19 protein-coding genes are annotated in these 23,992 nt (G+C 72.7%); 15 read left to right on the top strand and 4 right to left on the bottom strand.

From position 1 onward, the window contains the following. Positions 1–5 precede the first annotated feature (5 nt). Positions 6–800 carry a hypothetical protein gene (locus tag Asera_RS32245; RefSeq protein WP_051802980.1) on the bottom strand — a complete coding sequence of 265 codons (795 nt, stop codon included), beginning with the start codon at positions 798–800 and terminating at the stop codon, positions 6–8. Between the two features lie 325 nt (positions 801–1,125). Next, positions 1,126–1,794 carry a FadR/GntR family transcriptional regulator gene (locus Asera_RS32240; protein ID WP_030449400.1) on the bottom strand — a complete coding sequence of 223 codons (669 nt, stop codon included), beginning with the start codon at positions 1,792–1,794 and terminating at the stop codon, positions 1,126–1,128. Positions 1,795–1,877: 83 nt separating this feature from the next. Between Asera_RS32240 and Asera_RS32235 the strand changes: the two genes are divergently transcribed. From Asera_RS32235 to hpf, 8 genes are all read left to right on the top strand, one after another. Next, a complete protein-coding gene (locus Asera_RS32235; protein ID WP_035298553.1) occupies positions 1,878–3,146 on the top strand; it encodes a CynX/NimT family MFS transporter in 1,269 nt (422 codons plus the stop codon). 175 nt (positions 3,147–3,321) lie between these two features. Further along, positions 3,322–4,011 carry an MtrAB system response regulator MtrA gene (mtrA, locus tag Asera_RS32230; RefSeq protein ID WP_030449398.1) on the top strand — a complete coding sequence of 230 codons (690 nt, stop codon included), beginning with the start codon at positions 3,322–3,324 and terminating at the stop codon, positions 4,009–4,011. Between the two features lie 165 nt (positions 4,012–4,176). Next, positions 4,177–5,871, top strand: a complete 1,695-nt coding sequence (mtrB, locus tag Asera_RS32225) for an MtrAB system histidine kinase MtrB (protein ID WP_244844249.1) — start codon at positions 4,177–4,179, stop codon at positions 5,869–5,871. Then, entirely contained in the window at positions 5,864–7,756 is a 1,893-nt protein-coding gene (locus Asera_RS32220; protein ID WP_169745914.1) for an LpqB family beta-propeller domain-containing protein, read from the top strand. Before mtrB ends, Asera_RS32220 begins: the two co-directional genes overlap by 8 nt. Before the next feature lie 294 nt (positions 7,757–8,050). After that, positions 8,051–8,935, top strand: coding sequence for a haloalkane dehalogenase (locus Asera_RS32215; protein ID WP_030449395.1), 885 nt, complete (start codon positions 8,051–8,053; stop codon positions 8,933–8,935). After that, positions 8,932–9,909: a zinc-binding dehydrogenase gene (locus tag Asera_RS32210; protein ID WP_030449394.1), complete on the top strand. Its 978-nt coding sequence runs from the start codon at positions 8,932–8,934 to the stop codon at positions 9,907–9,909. The genes Asera_RS32215 and Asera_RS32210 overlap by 4 nt, the downstream gene beginning before the upstream one ends. Before the next feature lie 105 nt (positions 9,910–10,014). Continuing rightward, complete coding sequence (locus tag Asera_RS32205; RefSeq protein ID WP_030449393.1) at positions 10,015–10,836, top strand: ComF family protein; 822 nt, start codon at positions 10,015–10,017, stop codon at positions 10,834–10,836. A gap of 365 nt (positions 10,837–11,201) precedes the next feature. Further along, complete coding sequence (hpf, locus tag Asera_RS32200; RefSeq protein WP_030449392.1) at positions 11,202–11,813, top strand: ribosome hibernation-promoting factor, HPF/YfiA family; 612 nt, start codon at positions 11,202–11,204, stop codon at positions 11,811–11,813. A gap of 74 nt (positions 11,814–11,887) precedes the next feature. Here hpf and Asera_RS32195 read toward each other — a convergent pair whose 3' ends face one another. After that, positions 11,888–13,018 (bottom strand): GNAT family N-acetyltransferase, encoded by a 1,131-nt coding sequence (locus Asera_RS32195; RefSeq protein ID WP_030449391.1) that lies wholly within the window; start codon positions 13,016–13,018, stop codon positions 11,888–11,890. A 313-nt stretch (positions 13,019–13,331) separates the two neighbouring features. Between Asera_RS32195 and Asera_RS32190 the strand changes: the two genes are divergently transcribed. Beyond that, positions 13,332–14,315, top strand: coding sequence for a glutathione S-transferase family protein (locus Asera_RS32190; protein ID WP_030449390.1), 984 nt, complete (start codon positions 13,332–13,334; stop codon positions 14,313–14,315). A gap of 196 nt (positions 14,316–14,511) precedes the next feature. Here the strand turns inward: Asera_RS32190 and Asera_RS32185 are convergent, their stop codons facing one another. Beyond that, on the bottom strand, positions 14,512–15,642 hold the full coding sequence (locus Asera_RS32185) for a GNAT family N-acetyltransferase (RefSeq protein WP_035298550.1): 1,131 nt from the start codon (positions 15,640–15,642) through the stop codon (positions 14,512–14,514). A 140-nt stretch (positions 15,643–15,782) separates the two neighbouring features. Here Asera_RS32185 and Asera_RS32180 point away from each other — a divergent pair, with 140 nt between their 5' ends. The 6 genes from Asera_RS32180 (at position 15,783) to Asera_RS32155 (ending at position 23,826) form a co-directional block, all read left to right on the top strand. After that, complete coding sequence (locus Asera_RS32180) at positions 15,783–16,127, top strand: hypothetical protein (protein ID WP_157035158.1); 345 nt, start codon at positions 15,783–15,785, stop codon at positions 16,125–16,127. A gap of 220 nt (positions 16,128–16,347) precedes the next feature. Next, complete coding sequence (gene secA / locus Asera_RS32175) at positions 16,348–19,320, top strand: preprotein translocase subunit SecA (RefSeq protein WP_030449387.1); 2,973 nt, start codon at positions 16,348–16,350, stop codon at positions 19,318–19,320. A 231-nt stretch (positions 19,321–19,551) separates the two neighbouring features. Continuing rightward, entirely contained in the window at positions 19,552–21,249 is a 1,698-nt protein-coding gene (locus Asera_RS32170; protein WP_035298548.1) for a DUF885 domain-containing protein, read from the top strand. Between the two features lie 355 nt (positions 21,250–21,604). Then, positions 21,605–21,946, top strand: a complete 342-nt coding sequence (locus Asera_RS32165; protein WP_212804784.1) for a cell division protein SepF — start codon at positions 21,605–21,607, stop codon at positions 21,944–21,946. A gap of 418 nt (positions 21,947–22,364) precedes the next feature. Beyond that, positions 22,365–22,658, top strand: a complete 294-nt coding sequence (locus Asera_RS32160; protein WP_157035157.1) for a hypothetical protein — start codon at positions 22,365–22,367, stop codon at positions 22,656–22,658. Between the two features lie 199 nt (positions 22,659–22,857). After that, the gene (locus Asera_RS32155; protein WP_030449383.1) at positions 22,858–23,826 is read left to right on the top strand and encodes an ABC transporter ATP-binding protein; all 969 of its coding nucleotides are present in this window, start codon (positions 22,858–22,860) and stop codon (positions 23,824–23,826) included. Positions 23,827–23,992 lie beyond the last annotated feature (166 nt).

Raw genomic sequence — 23,992 nt, 5'->3', positions numbered from 1 at the left:
CCCGCTCACCGGATCGCCTCCAGCACCGTGCGGCGCCGCCGGGCCGACGTGGTGGAGAGCGCCAGGTCGAGGCCTTCGGTACGCATCCGGTTCTCGAGGTGCAGGCAGGCGTCCAGGCAGGCCAGCGCCGGGTAGGCGATCGCGTCGACCACCACCCAGCCGATCGCGGCGGCGTGCGGCACCGCCACCGGTAGCCGGCCGAGCAGCACCTGGGCGCCGCTGCCGACGGCGAACCGGACGGCGAGCCAGCCCAGGTAGCCGAGCAGCCGGATGCCGCCAGCCCGGCAGCCGCCGCGGACGAGCAACACCAGCGGCCGGGCGATCACCTGGACGCCGGTGGCGCGGTCCGCGACCAGCACCGGTACCACCAGCCCGGACGCGGCGTAGGCGACCGGCCAGGGCAGGCCACAGGCGAACAGGGCGCCGGCGGCGGCCGTGCCCACCGCCACCGCCAGCCCGAGCACCGCCGGCCACCGGCGGCCCGGTGCGGTGAGCAGGGTGCGCCGGCCGATCGGGTCGCCGACGACGGTACGGGCGGCGGCGACGCTCGCCGGCGCGGCGAGGATCGCGATCGCGACGGACTCGGTACCGAGCCAGACACCGAGCCACGCCCCGAAGCCGGTCGGATCGGACCACACGCGATCGGGTAGCGGCGCGATCAGCCCGACCAGCGCCTGCTGGGCCAGCGCGAGGACCAGACCCAGCGCGACGAGCGGCGGCCAGCTGCGACGCAGCAGTACCACGGAGGCGTCCAGCAGCTCGCCGACGGTCATCGGCCGCAGCGGCAGCTCCGTCTCCATCGCACTCTCCCCGGCCAGGCCGTGTACGAGAATCCCGCGCCCCCGCGTTTCGGGCCCGCGCAGCCGCCATCCTGGCATGCCGCCCCCACCCCAGCGTCGTGCCTGCCCGGCCCGCATCGTCGATCAAGGTCCACGGCGTTGATCAAGGCCCCACGGCGTTGATCAAGGGATCCGTCCACATCGCTGCAGGAGGCCATGTCCCGTTCCCTTGATCAACGCGGGCGATCCCTTGATCAACCCGGCGATCCCTTGATCGACGGGCGGGGTCAGGCAGGGTCAGGCAGGGTCAGGCAGGGTCAGGCGGGGGCAGGCCGGATCGGGCGGGTCAGGTGGTGTCGAAGAGGCGGAGGAAGGTCGCGGCCTCGACGGCGGCCCGGTCCTCGTCGCCGGCCGCGATGGCCTCGACCAGCCCGGTGTGGCTGAGGTACTCGTCCGGCCGCACCTCGCCGCCGACGCAGGTGTGCAGCACGTCGCGCAGCGCCTCGCCGAAGTCGGCGTACAGCTCGATCAGCATCGCGTTGTGCGAGCAGGCGGCAACCGCGTGGTGGAAGCGGGCGTCGGTCTCGACGAACAGCTGCGCGTCCTTGGCGTCCCAGGCCTCGTCGCGCGCGGCGAGCGCCGCCCGGAGCGCTGTCAGATCGTCCGCGGTACGCCGGCGGGCGGCCAGTCGGGCGGCCTCCACCTCCAGGCCGCGCCGCACCTCGGTGGCATCTCGCAGCTCGGCCCGGGCCAGTCGCCGGCGTACCGCGCCGACCAGCTCGTTGTCCGCCCGCACGTACGTACCGGCGCCCTGCCGGGATTCCAGGAGGCCGAGGTGGGCGAGGGCCCGGACCGCCTCGCGAAGCGTGTTGCGGCCCACACCGAGCGCGGCGACCAGGTCCGGCTCGGTGGGGATCTTGCTGCCCACCGGCCACTCACCCGACGAGATCTGCTCCCGCAGCTGCGCGATCACCTGGTCGACGAGCGGGGTACGGGCGGCGTTGTGCAGTGGCATCGACGACAACCTCCTTGTTGGCGCAGTGGCATTGTGCACAATCGCCTGTCATCCAGTCATCCCATGATTCTACGATTGCCTCCGTGCCCGAGACGACCCAGGACCAGCAGCCCACCCGTACCGCGCCGGCCGCCGAGGCCGGTGCGGGCGAGCCGGGCCGTCGCCGCGCCCGCTGGCTGATCGCCGCCGGCATCCTGCTCGTCGCGCTCAACCTGCGGCCCGCCATCACCAGCGTCGGCGCGCTGCTCGACCAGTTGCAGTCCGGGCTGCACATGTCCGGCACCACCGCCGGGCTGCTGACCACGCTGCCGGCGCTGTGCTTCGGCGCGTTCTCCGGCCTCGCCCCGCGGCTGGCCGCCCGGTTCGGCGCCGACCGGGTGCTGCTCGCCGCGATGGCCGCACTCGTCGCCGGCCTGGTCCTGCGCCCGCTGGCCGGCTCGGCCATCGTGTTCATCGCCGTCAGCGTGCTCTGCCTCGCCGGCATCGCCGCCGGCAACGTAACGCTGCCGGTGCTGGTCCGCACGTACTTCCCGAGCCGGCTCGGGCTGCTCACCGGGCTGTACACGACGGTGCTCAACCTCGGCGCCGCGCTCGCCTCCGCGGTGGCGGTACCGGCCGCGTCGGCGACCGGCGGCTGGCGCAGCGGCCTTGCCCTGTGGGCGGCCATCGCCGTGCTCGGCCTGCTGCCCTGGCTGGGCGCGGTGCGCTCCCGGCGAGCGGACGCCGTCGCCGCCGCGCCGGCCGGGCGCACGCCGCCCGTTCGCCCGTCCCGTACCCGGCTGGGCTGGGCGCTCGCCGTCTACATGGGCATGCAGTCGCTGCAGGCCTACGTCGTGTTCGGCTGGCTGGCGAAGATCTTCGCCTCCGCCGGTTTCTCCTCGTCCACCGCCGGCCTGCTGGTGTCGCTGGTGGTGGCGATGGGCATGCCCATCGCGTTCTTCCTGCCCGCCCTCGCCGGCCGGACCCGGGACCAGCGCCCGTACGTGGTGCTGCTGGTCGGCTGCTACGTGGTCGGCTACGTCGGGCTGCTCGTGGCGCCGCACGCCGGCGCGCTGGTCTGGGCGTTGCTGATCGGGATCGGCGGCGGGGCGTTCCCGCTGGCACTGCTCATGGTCGGGCTGCGCGCCCGTACCCCCGCCGGTACGGCCGGATTGTCCGGGTTCGTGCAGAGCATCGGGTACCTGATCGCCGCGGTCGGTCCGTTGCTGGTCGGCGTGCTGCACGACGCGACCGGCGGCTGGCTGGTGCCGGTCGTGTTCCTGCTGGTCATGCTGGTACCGCAGTTGTTCGGTGGCCTGGTCGCCGGCCGCAACCGCTACCTCGAGGACGAATCGGCGTCGGAATCGCGCTGAGACCGGTACTTTCGGGCGGATTCGGGTGGCCGAACGGGTCGCACCGGGCGCGCAGGGGCAACCGGGTTTTCCGTAGGTTGGCCGGCTGATGAAACGATAGGGTCATGAGCGATACGCAACGAGGCGGAGCGCGGCGGCGGGACTTCGGTCGGTGCGCACCGCGGTGGGTGTCGGCGTGAGGGCGCGAGTGCTGGTCGTCGACGACGACCCGGCGCTGGCCGAGATGCTCGGGATCGTGCTGCGCAGCGAGGGGTTCATGCCCTCGTTCGTGGCCGACGGTGAGCGCGCCCTGGCCGCGTTCCGGGAGACCCGGCCCGACATCGTGCTGCTGGACCTGATGCTGCCCGGGATGAGCGGGATCGACGTCTGCCGGGCGATCCGCGGCGAGTCCGGGGTGCCGATCGTGATGCTCACCGCCAAGAGCGACACCGTCGACGTGGTCCTCGGCCTGGAATCCGGCGCCGACGACTACGTGGTCAAGCCGTTCAAGCCCAAGGAGCTGGTGGCCCGGATGCGGGCCCGGCTGCGGCGCGGCGAGGACACCGCGCCGGAAATGCTCACCATCGGCCCGCCCGGTCGGCAGATCAGCATCGACGTGCCCGCACACACCGCCACCCGCAACGGGGCCGAGGTCAAGCTGACCCCGCTGGAGTTCGACCTGCTCGTGGCGTTGGCACGCAAGCCGCGACAGGTGTTCACTCGTGAGGTGCTCCTGGAACAGGTCTGGGGCTACCGACACGCCGCGGACACCCGGCTGGTCAACGTGCACGTACAGCGGCTGCGGGCGAAGATCGAGCCCGATCCGGAACGTCCCGAGATCATCCTGACCGTCCGTGGAGTCGGCTACAAGGCAGGCACGGGGTAGGAGACATGGGCGAGCGAATCAGGGGCATCGTGCGCGTGGTGCCTCATGGGCGCTCGGAGCGTAGCGGAGAGCGGCCATGAGCACGCGCGGTGGAGGGCGGACGTGAGTCTGCTCGACTCCGTGGTGCGGCGGACACGTACGACACTGCACCGGACGGCACCGGGGCTGGGTCGGCGAGCCCGCCATGCGGTGTCCCCGTGGCGCCGCTCGCTGTCGCTGCGGGTCGTGTCGATCACGCTGCTCGTCTCGTCGCTGCTGGTCGCCGCGTTCGGCTACTTCGTGGCGAAGCAGATCACCGCCGGGCTGGTGGTGGCCAAGCGGCAGGCCGCCGTGCGCCAGGTGTCCAGCGGCGCCGGTACGGTGACGCAGCAGCTCGCCGCGCTGTCCGGCGCGCAGGATCCGCAGCTCGCCGCGAGCGTGCGCGACGTCGTCGTCAACCTCTACAGCGTGCCCACCCGCGCCGGGACCTACGAGGTCAAGCTGGTGCCCGACTCCCGCATCGACGTCGCGCCGTACGGCGGGCCCGCCCCCGACCAGACCAAGATCGAGGTGCCGGCGGCGCTGCGCGACACGGTCAGCCGCAAGGGCGCCCTGGCGTACCAGTTCACCACCGCGAACCCGGACGGCCAGGGCAGCCGGCCCTACCTCGCGGTCGGCGAGCACGTCGACGTCGGCTGGGGTGTGTTCGACCTCTACTACCTGTTCCCGCTGGACGACGAGGTCGCCGCGGCGAACCTGGTCCGCAACACGACGATCATCGCCGGCCTGGCGCTGGTGCTGCTGCTGGCGCTGATGGCGGCGATCGTGGCCCGGATGGTGGTCACCCCGGTGCGGGCCGCCGCGCGTACCGCCCAGCGGTTGTCCGCCGGGCTGCTGCACGAGCGGATGGAGGTGCGCGGCGAGGACGATCTCGCCCGGCTTGCCGCGTCGTTCAACCAGATGGCGAGCAACCTGCAGAACCAGATCGTCCGGCTGGAGGAGCTGTCCCGGCTGCAGCGCCGGTTCACCTCCGACGTCTCGCACGAGCTGCGGACCCCGCTGACGACGGTCCGGATGGCCGCCGACATGCTCTACGCCGGTCGCGACGAGTTCCCGCCCGCCGCGGCCCGCAGCTCCGAGCTGCTCGCCGACGAGCTGGATCGGTTCGAGGCGCTGCTGACCGACCTGCTGGAGATCAGCCGGTTCGACGCCGGGTTCGCGGTGCTCGACGCCGAGGCGGTCGACCTGGTACCGATCGTGCAGCGGGTCGCCGCCGGCTTCGGCGTGCTGGCCGAGCGGCTGCACGCGCCGGTGCAGTTGCACACCCCGGACGGGCCGGTGATCGCCGAGGTGGATCCGCGCCGGGTGGAGCGGGTGCTGCGCAACCTGATCGGCAACGCGATCGAGCACGGCGAACACCGGCCGGTCGAGGTCCACCTCGCGGCGGACGAGCGTACGGTCGCGATCGCGGTTCGCGACCACGGCATCGGGCTGCGGCCGGGCGAGGAGAAGCTGGTGTTCAACCGGTTCTGGCGGGCCGATCCGTCCCGGGCGCGGCAGACCGGGGGCACCGGTCTGGGGCTGTCGATCAGCCTGGAGGACGCCCGGCTGCACGGCGGCTGGTTGGAGGCGTGGGGCGCGCCCGGTCAGGGTTCCCAGTTCCGGCTGACCGTGCCGGCCCGCGCCGGCGACCGGATCGTGTCCTCGCCACTGCCGCTGGTGCCGCCGGACGCCGATGTCTCACCGGCACCGCTGGCCCTGCCGGCGGGGCCGGCCGGATCTGGCGGGGCGGCCGGGACCCTGGACGACGAACCGACGCCGCACGCCCCGGACGCCGACCCGCTCACCGCCGGTAGTACCCGCGGTGGTGGCGATGAGTAGCCCGCGCCGCCGCGGCCTGCTCGGTGCCGCGCTCGCCGGGTTGCTCGGTGTCACGCTCACCGCCTGCGGGGTGCCGAGTTCCGGTCCGCCGGTGGTGGTGAAGTCGGCACCGGTGGGCTCCGGCGACGACAACGTTCCGCAGGCGCCGCACCGCGATCCGCCCCCCGATCCGGCCACCGCGAGCGGCCCGACCGACCTGGTGAACCAGTTCTACGGGGCCGCAGGCTACGACCCGAGCGCGGACCAGCTGCGGGCCAACGTGTCCCAGTTCTTCTCCGCGGACGCCCGGGGCCGGTGGCACCAGGACCCGGCCGGGCTCACCGTGGTGCGGATCAACACGAACACGGTCACCGCGCAGGGCAAGGACAAGCACGGCCGGCCCATCGCGACGGTGCAGGTGCGCGGCGAGCTGGTCGGCACCCTGACCAACGACGGCTCGGTCGAGGCGCCCGGCCCGCACACCAGCCGGCAGTACCGGCAGGAGTTCCGGCTGGCGCAGTGGCCGACCGGTACCGGCGGCAAGGAGTGGTTGATCACCAACCCGCCGGACCACACCCTGATCTCCACCGAGGCGATGATCGCCGACTACACGGCCACCCCGGTCTACTTCGCCAGCCCGGACCACGAGTCGCTGGTGCCCGATCTGCGGTACGTGTCGAAGACGATCGCACCGGTGAAGGAACGCACCATCCTGGTCGACTGGCTGCTCGACGGCCCGTCGCGGTGGCTCGCGCCGGCCGTGGTCAACGACATCCCGGACGGCACCAAGCGACGCGGCAACGTGGTCGCCCAGAGCGACAAGGACGTCGTGGTGGTCGACCTGACCAGCGAGGCGGTCGGCGCGAAACACCTGCTGACGATGGCCGCCCAGCTGGCCTGGACGCTGCGCGCGCGGGTGTCCCGGCTGCAGCTGCGGGTCGAGGGCCGGCCCTTCCCGGTGCCGGGCATCAGGGACGGCGGCAGCACGTTCGACACCGGCTCGCTGCGCACGTTCAACCCCGGCACCCTCGCCGCCAACTCCGGCGGGTACTACGTCTCGCACGGCAGCGTGATCCCGGCGGCGAGCAAGCAGTGGCTCCCCGGCGTGCTGTCGGCCCCGGCCACCCGCGGGCTGAACAGCCACGTGCAGCGCGCCGCGTTGAACGTCGACTCGTCGGCCACGGCGCTGGTCCGCAGCGACGACGACGGCCGACCGGCGCTGTGGATCGGGCACGCCATCGGCGACGCCAAATCGTCCGACGCGCGGTTCGTCCGGGCCGACGGGCTCGGCGACGCCACCGAGATCGGCCGCCCCAGCCTGCTCCCGCACTCGTCGACCGCGCTGGTGCCGGTGGACGGCAGCCTGCGGATGGCGACCGGCACCGGACACACCGAGAAGGTGCCGTTCGTGCCCGGTTCGCCGGGTGGCGAGGTGACCGCGGTGGCGGTCTCGCCGGACGGGTGCCGGGTCGCGCTGGTGCGCGGCGGCCAGCTGTACGTGGCGCCGCTGATCCAGCAGGACTCCGCGCTGTCGATCGGCCGGATGCGGACGGTGGCGAGCAGCTTCACCGACCTCAGTGAGGTCTCCTGGACCCAGGACGACGACATCGCGTTCGGTGGCCGCGGATCGGTCGGTGCGCCCAGCGGGCAGTCCGGCGCGATGCGCGGCGGTGCCTGGCAGTTCAGCCTGGACGACGTCTCCTCCGACCTGCTGACCGGCACCAGCGGGGACCGCGTCCCGGAGTTCGTCGCGTCCGGCACCACCGACCCGGCCCGCGGCGCCGCGCACGGCATCATCCTGCTGGCGATCAACGGCAAGCTCTGGCAGCTGACCGGCAACGAGCTGGCCCCGCCGGCCGGTGCCGCGGAACCGCCGCCGGGCACCGCCCCGTTCTTCCCGAACTAGGGTCCGGTCCGGGACGGTTGGCCGAGCGATCAGCCCGGGTCGGTACTCGATGCGTCGATCGCGTCCGGTAGCCGTCGTAGGCCGGTTCGCGGCCGGCTGACCAGGGCTAGCTGGTCAGCTCGGCCCATCGCCGTTCGCCCCGGTCGCCCACCCATGACGGCCTCGGGCCTGGCCTCGTGCGGGACGCGAAGCAGCAGCGAGCTGCGGGGCCATAGGTCCCCCCGGAATTGACAGGCACCTGCCTATCCTCCTAATGTTAGTCAGGTACCTGTCATTCTGTCGACGGAGGAGATCGTGCCGGACATCGGTGTACTCGACACGCACCTGCACTACGAGACGCGCGGCGACGGGCAGCCCGTCGTCTTCCTGCACGGCAATCCGACGTCGTCGCACCTGTGGCGCAACGTCCTGCCCCGGATGCCCGGATCGGTCCGGGCGCTGGCGCTCGATCTCGTCGGGATGGGCCGCTCCGGCAAACCCGACATCGCGTACTCGTTCGCGGATCAGGCCCGCTACCTGGACGCCTGGATCGAGCGCATGGGCCTGTCGGAGGTGGTGCTCGTCGGCCACGACTGGGGCGGTGCCCTCGCGCTGGACTGGGCGGCCCGGCATCCGCACCGGGTCCGCGGCATCGCCTTCCTCGAAACGATCGTGCGACCGATGTCCTGGCAGGACCTGCCGGAGTCGGCCCGGCCGGTCTTCACCATGCTGCGGACGCCCGGCGCCGGCGAGCAGGCCGTACTGGAGGAGAACCTGTTCATCGAGCGGGCGCTGGCCGCCAACATCGCCCGGCTGGGAGAGCGGGACCACGCGGTCTACCGGGACCCGTACCCAACTCCGGCCTCGCGTCGGCCGCTGCTGCAGTGGCCGCGCGCCATGCCGATCGACGGCCAGCCGGCCGACGTCGTCGCCCGCGTCGAGGCCTACGACGCGTGGCTGGCCGCATCGGTCGACGTGCCGAAGCTCATGCCCGTCTTCCACGACGGCCCCGGGCTCATGGGGCCGGCCGTCGAGGCGTGGGTACGCGACCATGCCGCCCGCGTCGAGATCGTCGACTGCGGTGTCGCCGGCCACCACGCGCCCGAGGACCAGCCGGCCGCGATCGCCGCGGCGCTGAGCGCCTGGATCGGTCGCCACGGACTGGACGCGGAGCCGGCCGGGGCGGTGACCGCGCCGTGAGAGCGATCCGACAGCACGAGTACGGCGGCCCGGAGACGTTGCGGCTGGTGACCCTGCCCGACCCGACCCCCGGCCCCGGGCAGGTCCGGATCCGGGTCCGCGCCGCGGGAGTGCACCTGCTCGATGCCCAGATCCGGGCCGGCCTGGGACCGCCCCGTACCCGCGTGCCGTTGCCGATGACGCCCGGCCGCGAGGTGGCCGGCCACGTCGATGCCGTCGGCCCGGATGTCGACGCGTCGTGGCTCGGCCGGGACGTGGTCGCCGACCTCGGTCCGGCGAGCGGCGGCTACGCGGAGCTGGCGATCGCCGCCGCCGCGGCCCTCCACCCGGTCGCGGACGGCACCGACCCCGCCGAGGCCGTGGCCGCCATCGGGACCGGCCGTACGGTGCAGGCGATCCTGGAGCTCGCCGAGATCCGTGCCGACGACATCGTCGTCGTCACCGGCGCCAGCGGCGGGGTCGGCACGATGCTGACCGTGGCCGCCCGACGCGCAGCGGCCCGGGTGGTCGGTCTCGCCACCGGCGCCACGAAGGCGAGGGCCGTCGCGGCGCTGGACGCCGAGACGGTCGACTCCTCGCAGCCGGACTGGCCGCAGGTGGCGCAGCGCCTCCTGGCGCCCACCCGGGCGAGCCTGGTACTCGACGGCGTCGGCGGCGAGTTCGGCGCGCAGGCGCTGACCCTGCTGCGGCCGGGCGGGCGGCTGGTGATGTTCGGTACCGCCTCCGGCTCCGCCATCCCGCTGGACGCCGAGACCGTCTACGCCACCGGGATCACCGTCTCGGCGGCGGTCGGCGCGCGGCTGCTCCAGCGCCCGGGCGGGCTGCGGGACCTTGCGGAGCGGGCGCTCGCCGCGGCCGCCGACGGGTCCCTGGTTCCACGGATCGGCCACCGCGTCCCGCTGGCCGCCGCCGCCGAGGCACACCGGGTCATCGAGGAGCGCCGGTCCCTGGGCAAGGTCGTCCTGGTGCCGTGAGCGGCCGGCCCGCGCCCGTACCACGCGGATCCGGTCGCGGCGCGGTTGTCCACAGGGCTGTGGACGACGCGTCGATCGGCGCCACCGGCGAGCGACGCTGGGCGCATGCGTGCTGTGTGGTCGGATCTCGTCGAGCTGGTGTTCCCCGCCGACTGCCCGGGGTGTGGTGCGGCCGGGCCGGCGACACCGCTGTGCCCGCGCTGCGGTTCGACCCTGGCCGGCTCGGCGGCCCGGCCGACCGTGCCGGACCCACCGCCACCGGGGCTGCCACCGTGCCACACCCTCGGTGCGTACCAGGGCCTGCTGCGGGAGCTGATCCTGTCGTACAAGGAGCGTGGCCGGCTCGGGCTCGCCGGCCCGCTCGGCCGGGCCCTGGCCGGCGCGGTGCACACGGCGGTCTCCGTCAGCACGCCGGTCTCTGCCGCCGCCTCGGTCGCCGCGGGCACGACGCTCGGTGCCGGCACGGCGGTTGCCGCCGGTGCGGCGGTCGGGGCTGCCGGCGGCGTCGGCGTGGCTCCGCGGGTGGTGGCGCTGGTGCCGGTGCCCGCGACCGGCGCGGCGGCCCGGGCCCGGCGCGGCGACCACATGCTGCGGCTGGCCAGGTCCGCGGCCCGCTGGCTCGCCCGGGACGGGACCGCCGCCGCCGTGCGCCGGCCGCTGCTGGCGCGGCCGCGCGGTGCCGACTCCACCGAGCTGACCGCCGCGGCCCGGATCGCCCGGGCCGACCAGGCGTTCCGCCTTCGCCCGGGAGCGCCGGCAGCGCCCCGGGACGGCCCGGTGGTGTTGCTGGACGACCTGATCACCACCGGCGCCACCCTGGCCGGTGCGGCCCGGCTGCTGAGCGCCGCCGGGGTGCCGGTGACCGCGGCCGTCACGCTCGCCGCGACGCAGCGTCGCCACCCACCCGTCACCCACTCGACCTGGTAGTTCAGGGCGAGTTAGCAGGTTGTTCCGGGCCGGTGACCCTAGGCTGGGGGCTCCTGGCAACACGCTCCGCAGTCAGCGATCTCGGCCGGGACGCACACCCGGTGCGTCACCGGTGGGCGGATTTGCGCCGATACGCGGGGGCGCGGCGTCGGTGCCCCAAAATCTCGCAGGCCTTGGGGATGCCGAATCGAGACCAGGAGGTTAGCGTCGGGTGCACCCGATGTGCTCGCACCGAAGCGAGAGGGAGGTCGACAGAGACGACAGTGCCGGCCGCCGCGAGGCCCGTGGGGCGCCGCCATCGCCGGCCGGTACGCACTGCGTTGCGGGTCCGCCGTAACCCACTCGAAGACCGTGGGAGGTCAGGCGTGGATGTTGTGATCAAGGGCCGAAACCTGGAAGTGCCCGACCACTTCCGCCAGCTCATCACCGACAAGATGAACAAGATCGGCCGGTACGACCCGAAGATGTTCGAGGTCGACGTGGAGCTGTCCCACGAGCGCAACCGGCGGCAATCGGGCCGCTGCCAGCGTGTCGAGATCACCTGCCGCTCGCGCGGCCCGGCGGTGCGCGCCGAGGCCTGTGCCGGCGACTTCTACAGCGCGCTGGACGCGTCGCTGACCAAGCTGGAGGCGCGGCTGCGCAAGTCGGCCGACCGCCGCCGGGTGCATCGCGGCCGGCGTACCCCGGAGTCGGTGGCGGCAGCCACCGCAGCGCTGGGCGCAGACACCCCGGTGCCGGGTGCGGTCGCCGTGCTGGAGCGCACCGACGAGGCGGAGGTGGAGCACGAGCAGGGTCCGGGTCGCATCGTCCGGGAGAAGGAGCATCCAGCCGACCCGATGACCGTGGACGACGCACTGTTCCAGATGGAACTCGTCGGTCACGACTTCTACCTGTTCATGGACAAGGAGTCCGGGCGGCCCAGCGTGGTGTACCGGCGCAAGGGGTTCGACTACGGCATCCTGCGGCTGGCGAGCTGACCGGGCTCGGCACCTGATCGGACGACGGCCCGGCGCGCTCCCGCGCCGGGCCGTCACCGTACCCGGGTTCCCGCTCAGGTCGGGGCGGCCACCAGCTCGTACAGCACGTCGTCGACCCGGCCGCCGCCGGCGCCGGGGCGGCGGCTCAGCTCGCGGCCGACCCGGCGGAATCCGGCGCGCTCCAGCACCGCCTGCGAGGCGGTGTTGCGCACGTCGGCCCCGGCGTACAGCCGGGCCAGCCGCACGTGGTCGAACGCCCAGCCGGCGAGCAGCCGTACCGCCCGGGTTGCGAAACCGCGGCCCCGCCAGGCCGGGGCGAGATGGTAGCCGAGCATCGCGCTGGCCGTGACCGGCTCGGTGTAGTGCAGCACGATCTCCCCGGCATACCGGTCGCTCGGCGCGTCCCGGACGGTGAGCCGGGCGGCGGCGCCGGCGAGCCACTGGCTCTGCGCGGTCTCGCAGCTCTCCCGCACCTGGGTGCGGGTCGGCGCCACCGGCGGTACCGAGGACTCGTAGACCTCCGGCAGTCGCAGCACGGCGTACGCATCGTCGGCGTCGCTCGGGTCGAGCGGGTGCAGCGCGACCACCCCGTCGGACAGCTCGCCACCGGGCAGGTCCGGCAGCAGCCGGGGCGTGGGCCCGTCCGGGTCACCGGTCAGCCGCGCCCACAGCACGAGGTCGTGCCGAGGCCCGTCCGGGCCGGCACCGGCACCGGCACCGCGCAGGATGCCCTCGCGGCGGTACCCGGCGGCGAGCGCGACCCGCTGCCGCTGCGCGTCGGCCGGCGCCGCCCGCAGCTCCAACCGGGCCAGCCCGTGGTGCAGCGCCCAGTCGGTCAGCGCGGCGACCGCCTCGGCACCGAACCCCTTGCCCAGCGCCCAGGGCGCGAGCCAGTAGCCCGCCTCCGCCTGTGCCAGCGGTGCGACGTACCGGTCGAGCTCGACGCAGCCGAGCAGCCGGTCGGTGTCCCGGTCGGCGACGACGAACACGGCCCCACCGGTCGCCCACCGGGCCGGCGCCTCGACGTCGACGAACGCTCGCGCCCGGGCCGCGTCGGCCATCCCGGCCCGCCCGCCGACGACGCCGCCCGAACCGGTCGCCCCGGCCGCCCGGCCCGCGGCGACGAGGTCGTCGACGTCACCGGGTGCGGGCGCGCGCAGCCGCAACCGTACGGTGTCGAGCTCCTCCCGTGGCAGCCCATCCATGCGCCCTCCCCAGCTCCGCTACCAACCTTAAAGAGGTACCGGCAGAAGAGACCGCCGGCGCCACCGGACTCGGCGCGACGCTCCCGGCGTGGTCGTGACAGCCGCCGCCGACACCGGTACGCGACGGGCAGCCCTAGACGGCCAGTCAACCCCGTGCCGCCCGGCACGCATCGGGCATTCGCGGCGTGCTCGACCCACTTTTCCGATGCGCTCGCCGGCCGACTGCGGCAGGCTTGCCGTCATGAGTACCGCTGAGGTTTCGTCGACCACGCAGCAGGGTGCCGCGGCCCCTGGCACCGGGTCGTCGGCTGCCATGCAGCCCGGCGGCAAGCAGGACAGCGCACAGTTCGGCCGGGAGACGGCGGCGGACGGTGCGTTCGTCCGGCAGCCCAACCGCTTCACCGGCCGGGTCACCCGCGACTCCCGGTCCGCCCCGGGCGAGGGGCCGGACGAGGACGGCCACTGGCCGGTCGAGGCCGGCCGGTACCGGCTCGTGGTCTCGCTCGCGTGCCCCTGGGCGCACCGGTCGATCATCGACCGGGAGCTGCTCGGCCTGCAGGAGGCGATCTCGCTCGCGGTGGTCGACCCGATCCGGGACGAGAAGGGCTGGCGGTTCACCCTGGACGAGGGCGGCAAGGACCCGGTGCTCGGCATCGGCTTCCTGTCCGAGGCGTACCTCGCCACCGATCCGGAGTTCGCCGGCCGGGTCACCGTCCCGGCGCTGGTCGACACGATCACCGGCAAGGTGGTCAGCAACGACTACCCGCAGCTGTCGCTGGACCTGTCCACCGAGTGGGTCGACCACCACGCGGCCGGCGCGCCCGACCTGTACCCGCAGGCGCTGCGGGCCGAGCTGGACCCGCTGATGGCCGACATCTTCACCGACGTCAACAACGGGGTGTACAAGGCGGGCTTCGCCACCGGCCAGGAGGCGTACGAGGCGGCCTACGACGCGCTGTTCGCCCGCCTGGACGTGCTCGAGGAGCGGCTCGCCGACCGCCGGTACCTGATGGGCGAGGCGATCACCGAGGCGGACGTGCGGCTGTTCACGACGCTGGTCCGGTTCGACGCCGTCTACCACAACCACTTCAAGTGCAACCGGCAGAAGCTGACCGAGTTCATCAACCTGTGGGCGTACGCGCGCGACCTCTACCAGACCCACGGCTTCGGCGACACGGTCGACTTCGACCACATCAAGCGGCACTACTACCTGACCCATCCCAAGATCAACCCGACCGGCGTCGTCCCCAAGGGCCCCGACCCGCTCCGCTGGCTCACCCCCCACGCCAGGGGTTGAGGTCGCTGCGCCGCACCTGAGACGCCCGCTGGACTGCGCCGATCCCGGACTTGTGTGCGTTCGCACACGGCGCCCGGGCTCGGCTTGCCAGCGAACGCCTCAGGCACGGCTCGCTCGCGTCCCCTCGGGAGACGTCACAACCAGTTCTTCGGCTGGGGGCTCGGCCTCGGATCCGCCTTCGGCCGTCGGTTCGGGGTCAGCGGGGGTCGGTGGACAGCTTGGCGCCGTACCAGGTGTCGACGGGGGTGCCGCGGTGCAGGGTGTGCCCGCGCTCGGTGCCCTCGACGGTGAAACCGGCCTTCTCGGCCACGCGCCGGGAGGCCAGGTTGCCGACGTACGCGCGCCACTCGATCCGGTCGACCGCCAGGGCGTCGAACGCCCAGTCGCAGACGGCGGAGAGCCCGGTGGTGCCGACGCCGCGACCGCGAGCCTGCGGCGCCACCGAGTAGCCGACCTCGGCGATCCGGGCCGGCCAGTCGACCAGCCGCAGATCCATGGTGCCGAGCAGCCGGCCGGCCGGCTCGGCCACCGCGAAGATCGCGCCGTCGCCGGCGGCCCAGCGGTCCCGGGCGAGCCGGACGAAGAACGCCGCGTGTGACGGCTGGTACGGCACCGGCACCGTGGTGAACTCCGCCATCGCCGGGTCGCGACAGAGCTCGACCAGCGCTGGCACGTCGGCCTCGGCGAGCGGGCGCAGGACGTACCTGCCGGCGTCGATCGTGGGCTGCGCGGCCAGGTAGGTACGGGCCTGCCGCGCGGCCCGCGCCAGCGCGGGGTCGTCCGGGCCGGCCGGCCGCAGCTCGCCCGGCAGCAAACCGGCCAGCCAGCCGTCCTGCGGTTCGTCGCCGTCGTGCGGCAGCAGCCCGGACCGCACGACACCTTCCAGCCGCATCCCGAGCCGCGCCACGACCAGCCGGGACGCGTGGTTGCCGACCACCGCGCGCCAGCGGACCCGGTGCAGCGCGAGCGTGTCGAACGCCCACCGCAGGACCAGCCGGCCGGCCCGTTCGGTGACCCGGCGGCCACGAGCCCACGGCGCGCTCCAGTACCCCAGCTCGGCGGATCCGCCGGCGAGATCCAGCCCTTGGGAGCCGAGCAGCGCACCGCTCGCCGAGTCGAACACCCCGAACCCGGCGACGGTACCGTCGGCCCACCTCCCCGGCGCGTCGGTGACGAACCGCACGGCGTCCTCCTCGGCGTACGGGCTGGGCACGGTCGTCCACCGCCGGATGTCCGGGTCCTGGCAGGCGCGGTACACCGCGGGCGCGTCGTCCGGGCGCCAGCAGCGCAGCGTCAGCTCGTCGTCGGTCAGTACCACCGGATCCATGCCGGGAATCCTGCCGGATCGGCGCGGACCGGCACATCGGAATTCAGCTCGCCGCCCGGTCGGTCGGCGGGCTGGGAAAACGGGGCGCGGGAGGGCACACTCGTACCCATTGGTAACCATGGACGGTCGGTGACGAGGCGGTGGCAGTGGCGAAAAGCGGCACCGAGACCACGGAGGCGGCGACGACCTCGCGGGTCTGGTCGGGCGTGCGGATCGGCCGGACCTATCTGGCGAAGGCGATCATGACGGTGGCGCTGGTGGTGGCGTTGCTGCTGGGGCTCGGCGCGGTGCTGGTCGGATTCGGCGCGAACCCGGACAACGTGCTGGTCAGCGGGCTGACCCGGGCCGGCGGCTGGCTGTCCGGACCGTTCGGCGACCTGTTCACGTTCGCCGATCACACCAGGCAGGTGCTGGTCGACTGGGTGATCGCGGCGGTGGCGTACCTGGTCGTCGGCGGCGTCCTGTCCCGCCTGATCCGGCCGTGACCCGCGGTCTCGGTGCGCGGCCCGACCGCCGCGCCGGCGTACCGTGTGCGGCCGCCGGCCGGGTGTGCCGCTGGTCACCGGCACCGTCGGCCGTGGTCCAATGACCGGATCAGGGTGCCGTGTGACAATCCGGAGCCGGTCTGCCGGGCGGGATGTGTCCAACGGCCGCCGCCCTGCCTACGATGGTCGCCGGAGAACATCCCCCAGGGAGCGTTGAGAAGTGTCGGTTCTGGAAAAGATGCTGCGCACCGGCGAGGGCCGGATGCTGCGGCGGCTCAAGGCGATCTCGTCCGCGATCAACGATCTCGAGGACGACTACACCGAGCTGAGCGACGCCGAGCTGCGCGAGCTCACCGACCAGTACAAGGAGCGCTTCGAAGACGGCGAGTCGCTCGACGACCTGCTGCCGGAGGCGTTCGCGACGGTCCGCGAGGCGGCCAACCGGGTGCTCGGCAAGCGACCGTACGACGTGCAGCTGATGGGCGGCGCCGCGCTGCACTTCGGGCACATCGCGGAGATGAAGACCGGTGAGGGCAAGACCCTGGTCTCCACCCTGCCGGCCTACCTGAACGCGCTCTCCGGCAAGGGCGTGCACATCGTCACGGTCAACGACTACCTGGCCCAGCGCGACGCCGAGTGGATGGGCGCCGTGCACCGCTTCCTCGGCCTGACCGTCGGGGTGGTGCTGCCGCAGATGACGCCGGCCGAGCACAAGGCCGCCTACGAGTGCGACATCACCTACGGCACGAACAACGAGTTCGGCTTCGACTACCTGCGCGACAACATGGCCTGGTCGGCCGACGAGATGGTGCAGCGCGGGCACCACTTCGCCATCGTCGACGAGGTCGACTCGATCCTGATCGACGAGGCCCGGACGCCGCTGATCATCTCCGGGCCGGCCGAGCAGTCCGCCCGGTGGTACACGGAGTTCTCCCGGGTGGTGAAGCGGCTCAAGCGGTCCAGCCCGATGGCACCGACCGCGTCGCTCGGCGGCCGGGCGCCGGAGCCGGACGGCGACTACGAGGTGGACGAGTCGAAGCGCACGGTGGCGATCACCGAGGCCGGCGTGCGCAAGGTCGAGGACCAGCTCGGCATCGACAACCTGTACGAGTCGGTCAACACCCCGCTGGTCGGCTTCCTGAACAACGCCATCAAGGCCAAGGAGCTGTACAAGCTCGACAAGGACTACATCGTCTCCGACGGTGAGGTCCTGATCGTGGACGAGTTCACCGGCCGCATCCTGCACGGCCGGCGCTACAACGAGGGCATGCACCAGGCGATCGAGGCCAAGGAAGGCGTCGAGATCAAGCAGGAGAACCAGACCCTCGCCACGATCACCCTGCAGAACTACTTCCGGCTGTACGAGAAGCTCGCCGGCATGACCGGCACGGCGCTGACCGAGGCGGCCGAGTTCAACAAGGTCTACAAGATCGGCGTCACCCCGATCCCGACCAACAAGCCGATGATCCGCGAGGACCGCGCCGACGTCATCTACAAGACCGAGCAGTCCAAGTTCGAGGCGGTCGTCGAGGACATCGCCGAGCGGCACGAGATGGGCCAGCCGGTCCTGGTCGGTACGGCCAGCGTCGACCGCAGCCAGATCCTCTCCGACATGCTGACCAAGCGCGGCATCGAGCACGCGGTGCTGAACGCGAAGTTCCACGCCCGCGAGGCGGAGATCGTCGCGCAGGCGGGCCGCAAGGGCGCGGTCACCGTCGCCACCAACATGGCCGGCCGCGGTACCGACATCCTGCTCGGCGGCAACCCGGAGTTCACCGCCGCGGCGAAGCTGCGCAACGCCGGCATCGACGCCGAGGAGGACCCGGAGGGCTACGCGGACGCGTACGAGGCGGCGCTGGAAGAGGCCGAGAAGGAGTGCGCGGCCGAGGCCGAGGAGGTCCTCGACGCCGGCGGGCTGTACGTGCTGGGCACCGAGCGGCACGAGTCCCGCCGCATCGACAACCAGCTGCGCGGTCGTGCCGGCCGGCAGGGCGACCCGGGTGAGTCCCGGTTCTACCTGTCGCTGCAGGACGAGCTGATGCGCCGGTTCCGCGCCGGCGCCGTCGAGACGGTGATGGAGCGGCTCAACATCCCCGACGACGTGCCGATCGAGTCGAAGATGGTCAGCCGGCAGATCCGCAGCGCGCAGACCCAGATCGAGCAGCAGAACGCCGAGATCCGCAAGAACGTCCTGAAGTACGACGAGGTGCTGAACAAGCAGCGCCAGGTCATCTACGCCGAGCGCAAGCGGGTGCTGGACGGCGAGGACCTGCACGACTACATCGACAACATCATCGACGACGTGATCGACGCGTACGTGCGGGGCGCCACCGCCGAGGGCTACGCCGAGGACTGGGACCTCGACAAGCTGTGGACCGCGCTGAAGCAGATGTACCCGATCTCGGTCACCGTCGAGGACCTCGAGGACGAGGCCGGCGGGCTGGAGGCGATGGATGCCGACTTCCTCGCCGAGCAGCTCAAGGATGACGCGCACGAGGCGTACGAGCGGCGCGAGGAGGAGCTCGGCGCCGACGCGCTGCGCGAGCTGGAGCGCCAGGTGCTGCTCGCGGTGATCGACCGCAAGTGGCGCGAGCACCTGTACGAGATGGACTACCTGCAGGAAGGCGTCGGCCTCCGGGCGTACGCGCAGCGCGACCCGCTGGTGGAGTACCAGCGCGAGGGCTTCGACATGTTCCAGCAGATGCTGGACGGCATCAAGGAGGAGGCGGTCGGCTTCCTGTTCAACCTGGAGGTCCAGGTCGAGGAGGAGGGCGAGGGCGAGGAGCCGCCGGCCGCCGAGGCGCCGACCGAGCTGACCGCCGAGGAGTTCGCCGAGCAGGTCGGCAAGGCGGCCGGGACCACGACCCCGACCCCGGCCGGTGACGGCAAGGTCGAGATCCACGCCAAGGGGCTCGGCGAGCGCTCCCCGCAGGCCCTGCAGTACTCCCAGCCGACGATCGACGGTGCCGCCGGCAGTGGCGCGGTCGAGATCGGCCAGGACTCCGGCTCGGCCACCGCCGCGTCGGCACTGCGCACCGGCCCGCAGTCGAAGATCGCGGCCGGTGAGAAGCAGAACGCCCCGGGCCAGAAGGTCGGCTCCGGCCCGTCCCGCAACGCTCCCTGCCCCTGCGGCTCCGGCAAGAAGTACAAGAAGTGCCACGGCGCCCCGGGAGCGGGCCCGCTACCCGAGTGATCATGGCGGACCGCTGCTGACGACTGCGGCGGGTTCCGGCAGCTTGGCGATGCCCCGGCGATCCGTGCCGGGGCATCGCTGCGCCTCGGGCCGGACCGTCCGGGGCGGTTGGGTCGGTAGGGAGAGGTCGGTCGCAGTGGAGCGGGATGGGGTGTGTGCGCGCGTAGGCTCGGAACATCCTGGCGTGTCGGAGTAGCCGCGGGCCGAGGGCGTGCCACGAGAGGGAAGCCGATGTCTCAGGACGGCCGCGAGCTGGACCGGATCGCCGACAGCTACTTCACCGGTTACCTGGCGCACGATCCGATCAGCGCGTCGATGCTCGGCATGTCCGACCATCTCGACGAGGTGACGGACCCGTCCCGGGCGGAGTCCGAGCGGTACGCCGGCACGCTGCGCGAGTTGGCAGACCGGCTGGCCGGGGTCGACCGGACGGCCCTCACCGGTACCGATCTGATCACCTGCGCGGTGCTCGGGCAGCGGCTGACCGACGAGCGTGCGGTGGCGCTGACCGGGCTGGACGAGGTCAGCGTGTCGGCGAGCGTCGCGGGCACGCTGTCGATGATCCTGTCGACGGTGCCCCGGGTCGCGCTGTCCGACCCGGACCGGGCGGAGGCGTACCTGCGGCGGCTGTCCGGGCTGGGCGGGTACTTCGACGCGGTGCGGGACCGGCACCTGGCGGCGGCGAAGGACGGCCGGTACCCGACGGCGACCGGGATCCGGCAGGCGATCCGGCAGCTCGACGACTACCTGGCCGGCGGGCCCGCGGACGATCCGTTGCTGCGGCCGGTACCGGCCGGTGGGGTCGACCTCGACCGGTGGCGGGCCCGCGCCGATCGGGCGCGGGCGGAGGAGATCCGGCCCGCGCTGCAGCGGCTGCGCAGCACGCTGGCGGAGGAGTTGCTGCCGGGCGCGCGCGACGACGACCACGTCGGGCTGTGTCACGTCCCGGGCGGCGTCGACGGGTACGCGGCGCTGGCCCGGTCGTTCACCACGACCGGCATGCCCGCCGAGGCGATCCACACGGCCGGGCTCGACCTGCTCGACACCCTGCGGGACGAGGTCGCCGCGGCCGGTGCGCGAGCGCTGGGCACGGCCGACGTGGCGGACACGTTCCGGCGGCTGCGCGACGATCCGGCGCTGCGCTGCGACAGCGCCGAGCAGATCACGAAGCGGGTGGCGGCCGCGTACGGGCGGGCGGTCACGGCGCTGCCGGACTGGTTCCGCGGGTACCCGGTGCCGCCGTGCACGATCAACGAGATGGACCCGATCCAGGCCCGCGGCGGCATCGCGGCGTACTACCTGTGGCCGTCGGCCGACGGCCAGCGCCCGGGGTCGTTGTGGGTCAACACCGACCGGCCGCGTGAGCGTGCGCTGGCGGTGTACGAGGTGCTGGCGTTCCACGAGGGCGTCCCGGGCCATCACCTGCAGGGGGTGGTGAGCGCGGATCTCGCGTTGCCGGACTTCCGCCGGTACCGCAAGTCGGCGGCTCACTCGGAGGGCTGGGGCCTGTACGTGGAGCACCTCGCCGACGAGATGGGCCTGTACGGCACGGACGTCGACCGGCTCGGCATGCTGGCCAGCGCGGCGTGGCGGGCGTCCCGGCTGGTCGTCGACACCGGGCTGCACCACCACGGCTGGTCGCGCGGCCGGGCCGTCGAGTTCATGCGGGACAACACCGCGCTGCCGCTGATCGAGATCGACAACGAGGTGGACCGCTACATCGCCGCGCCCGGTCAGGCCCTGTCGTACATGATCGGCCGGGTACGGATCGACGAGCTGCGGGATCGCGCCCGGCGGCGGCTCGGCGCCGCGTTCGACATCCGCGACTTCCACCACTGCCTGCTCGCGGAGGGTTCCGTTCCGCTGGACATCATGTCCGACCTCGTCGACGACTGGATCGAAGCGGCGGTGCACCCCGACCGCCGGTGACGTCACCGGCGAGAAGAACGAGCGACCGATGGCCGCCGCGGTCGGCTCGCGGTTGCGGCGATCGGGAACGAGCGGAATTGGCGCGGTGCCCGGTCGGGTGGACTGTCGGATCGGCGTCAGGGCGGGTGGTGAGTGTCGGTACCGGCCGTAGCGTTGGCGGTGGATCACCCGGTAGGTGCGCGCGGCGTACCGGGTGGGTAGGTGAATCTGGGTTAACCTGTGATCACCAAGCGAATATCGCACTCGCGGAGACTTGCCTGCCGGTGCGACACTCCATTGTGGAACTCGCAGGTCGAACGACAGGTGGGAGCGCGTAGCAGCAGCGACGTGGGAGGAGGTGCCCGAGATGGCCGCGGTGGACAGGTCCCGTTCCTGGCTGGGGTTGGACTCCGGTGAGCCGCACGACGACGAGGCCGTGCCGACTCGCGTGCCGGACGTCGCCCCTGTTGCCGATCGTCGTCTCGCCACCATTCACCTCACCAGCTTCCACCAGGCGCGCACCGTGGGCGAGCGGTTCCGCGAGGGCGTGCCGGTGCTGATGGACCTGAGCGGGATGGACGAGGCGGGCGCCAAGCGCGTCGTCGACTTCGCCTCCGGGTTGGTCTTCGGGTTGCGCGGCGGCATGGACCGGATCGCGCCGCGGGTCTTCCTGGTGTTGCCGGCCGGCACCGAGCTGACCCACGCGACGCCTCGCTGACGCCGCCTGCACGCTGGTCCCGTCGACCGGGCCGATCCGACCCGCGCCGGGACCCTGATCCGACTCGACCGCGCCGCGTGTCCTTGGGGATACGCGGCGCGGTCGACATCGGCGACCGACAGCGGACGCAACGCCCGGTCACAGCTTTCCCGCAATTTTCTTCGTCACGCCCCGTCGATCTCGTACGGACGCGCACGGCGCGCGGCGATCGCTTTCCGGTCCGCATTTCAACAGCAGTCACTACAGAATGTGGTCAGCCATTCACCAACATATATCAATGAATGGCACCGAGAGGCTGGCCAAATCGGCAGAGATACGGCAGATCATGACTTGACGCCTCCGTTCTGGCTGGTCAAACTGGCCCGGACCAGGCGCCTGGTTCATTGATTACTGACCGAATTCAAGGGAGTACGCGCAGATGAGTCTCGGTGGAATTCTGCCGTTGGACAACTTGGGTGACGCCACCCACGGCGCGACCGGCTTCGAGGCCGGCCCGATTCACGGGGGTGCCGGCCTCGACCTGACCGGCACCAGCGCGGTCGGCGTGCACGGCCCGGCCGGCGTGAACGCGGGCGGCGACGTGAACCTGGCCGACCAGAGCGCCCACCTGGGCGTTGCGGCCGGCGGGCACGAGGTGGTCGGGCTGGGCACGCCCGGTCAGGCCGGCAACCACCTCGACCTGACCGTGGCCGACCAGAACCTCGGCCTCTGATTCTGAGTTCGCGGCCCGAACCGGGCCCGAGACGGACCGTGGTCGGCGGGAAACCGGCGCCGACCGGGTCCCCGCACTGCCGTACCGGCACCGTGGCGCGAAGCGGTGCCGGTACGTGGCCGTTGCGCAGCCGTGCGCCGGCACGCCGAGCCTGCGGTACCGGTTACCGCGCGCGGCCCGCACCATGGACGGGAGCAGCATGCGTCAGTCACTGGCCATCGAGGTCACCGACCTGGTCAAGTACTACGGGCAGCACCGCGCGGTCGCGGGCGTCAGCTTCGACGTCGCGGACGGCGAGATCTTCGCGCTGCTGGGCCGCAACGGCGCCGGCAAGTCCACCACGATGAAGATGCTCAGCACGCTGATGCTGCCCAGCGGCGGCCGGGCCCGCGTCGCCGGGTACGACACCGTCAAGGCGCCGCGCGAGGTGCGGCACCGGATCGGGTTCGTGTTCCAGGAGAGCACCCTCGATCCCGGCCTGACCGTGCTGGAGAACCTGCGGTTCCACGCCACCCTGTACGGCACGCCACGGCGCCAGCTGGACGAACGCATCGAGTACGCGCTGCTGCTGCTCGGGCTCGAACCGCACGCCAAGGCGCTGGTCGCACGGCTGTCCGGCGGCCTCGCCCGACGGCTGGAGATCGTCCGCGCGCTGCTGCACAAGCCCAAGATCCTCTTCCTGGACGAGCCGAGCCTCGGTCTCGACCCGCCCACCCGTACCCGGCTCTGGCAGGAGATCCGGCACCTGCGCGACCGGGACGGGCTGACGGTGCTGATGACCACGCACTACATGGACGAGGTGGAGAACGTCGACCGGCTCGCCATCGTCAACGCCGGCGAACTCGTCGCGATCGACACTCCGAGCCGGCTCAAGTCCGCGGTCGGGCTGGACCGGATCCGGCTCAGTACCACCAACAACGCGCTGGCGCTGCACCAGCTCGTGGCCGCCGGCGTACCGGCGTGGGCGGAAGGCGAGATGATCGTGTGCTGCGTGCCCGACGCGGAGCGCGGCATCGGCCGGCTGCTCGGCCACATCGACGTACCGGCCACCTCGGTCAGCGTGCAGCGGCCCAGCCTGGACGACGTGTTCGTGCACTTCACCGAGCAGGCGATGGCCCGCGAGGCGGCCGAATCGGCCACCACCCACCGCCGCCGGGTGCATTCATGAGCGCACCGTGGGCGGCGCGCGACCTGGTGCCGGATGAACGCTCCGGCGCGGCGGCGTTCCTGCGCGAGCACCGGCGGGAGAGTCGCGCGCACCCCGCGGCACGACGCCTCCCGAACGGGTGTCGGCGGGTGACGCGGGCGCAGCGTCCGACGGGGTGCCCTGGACA

It is taken from the genome of Actinocatenispora sera (assembly GCF_018324685.1).
Classification (GTDB): Bacteria; Actinomycetota; Actinomycetes; order Mycobacteriales; family Micromonosporaceae; genus Actinocatenispora; species Actinocatenispora sera.
This window is presented reverse-complemented; position numbering and strand designations above follow the sequence as displayed.

Bases quoted from the DNA above. Each gene is read 5' to 3' on its own strand.
- Asera_RS32245 (WP_051802980.1), bottom strand. From the start codon at position 800: ATGGAGACGGAGCTGCCGCTGCGGCCGATGACCGTCGGCGAGCTGCTG.
- Asera_RS32240 (WP_030449400.1), bottom strand. From the start codon at position 1,794: ATGCCACTGCACAACGCCGCCCGTACCCCGCTCGTCGACCAGGTGATC.
- Asera_RS32220 (WP_169745914.1), top strand. From the start codon at position 5,864: ATGAGTAGCCCGCGCCGCCGCGGCCTGCTCGGTGCCGCGCTCGCCGGG.
- Asera_RS32205 (WP_030449393.1), top strand. From the start codon at position 10,015: ATGCGTGCTGTGTGGTCGGATCTCGTCGAGCTGGTGTTCCCCGCCGAC.
- Asera_RS32195 (WP_030449391.1), bottom strand. From the start codon at position 13,018: ATGGATGGGCTGCCACGGGAGGAGCTCGACACCGTACGGTTGCGGCTG.
- Asera_RS32190 (WP_030449390.1), top strand. From the start codon at position 13,332: ATGCAGCCCGGCGGCAAGCAGGACAGCGCACAGTTCGGCCGGGAGACG.
- Asera_RS32185 (WP_035298550.1), bottom strand. From the start codon at position 15,642: ATGGATCCGGTGGTACTGACCGACGACGAGCTGACGCTGCGCTGCTGG.
- Asera_RS32170 (WP_035298548.1), top strand. From the start codon at position 19,552: ATGTCTCAGGACGGCCGCGAGCTGGACCGGATCGCCGACAGCTACTTC.
- Asera_RS32160 (WP_157035157.1), top strand. From the start codon at position 22,365: ATGAGTCTCGGTGGAATTCTGCCGTTGGACAACTTGGGTGACGCCACC.
- Asera_RS32155 (WP_030449383.1), top strand. From the start codon at position 22,858: ATGCGTCAGTCACTGGCCATCGAGGTCACCGACCTGGTCAAGTACTAC.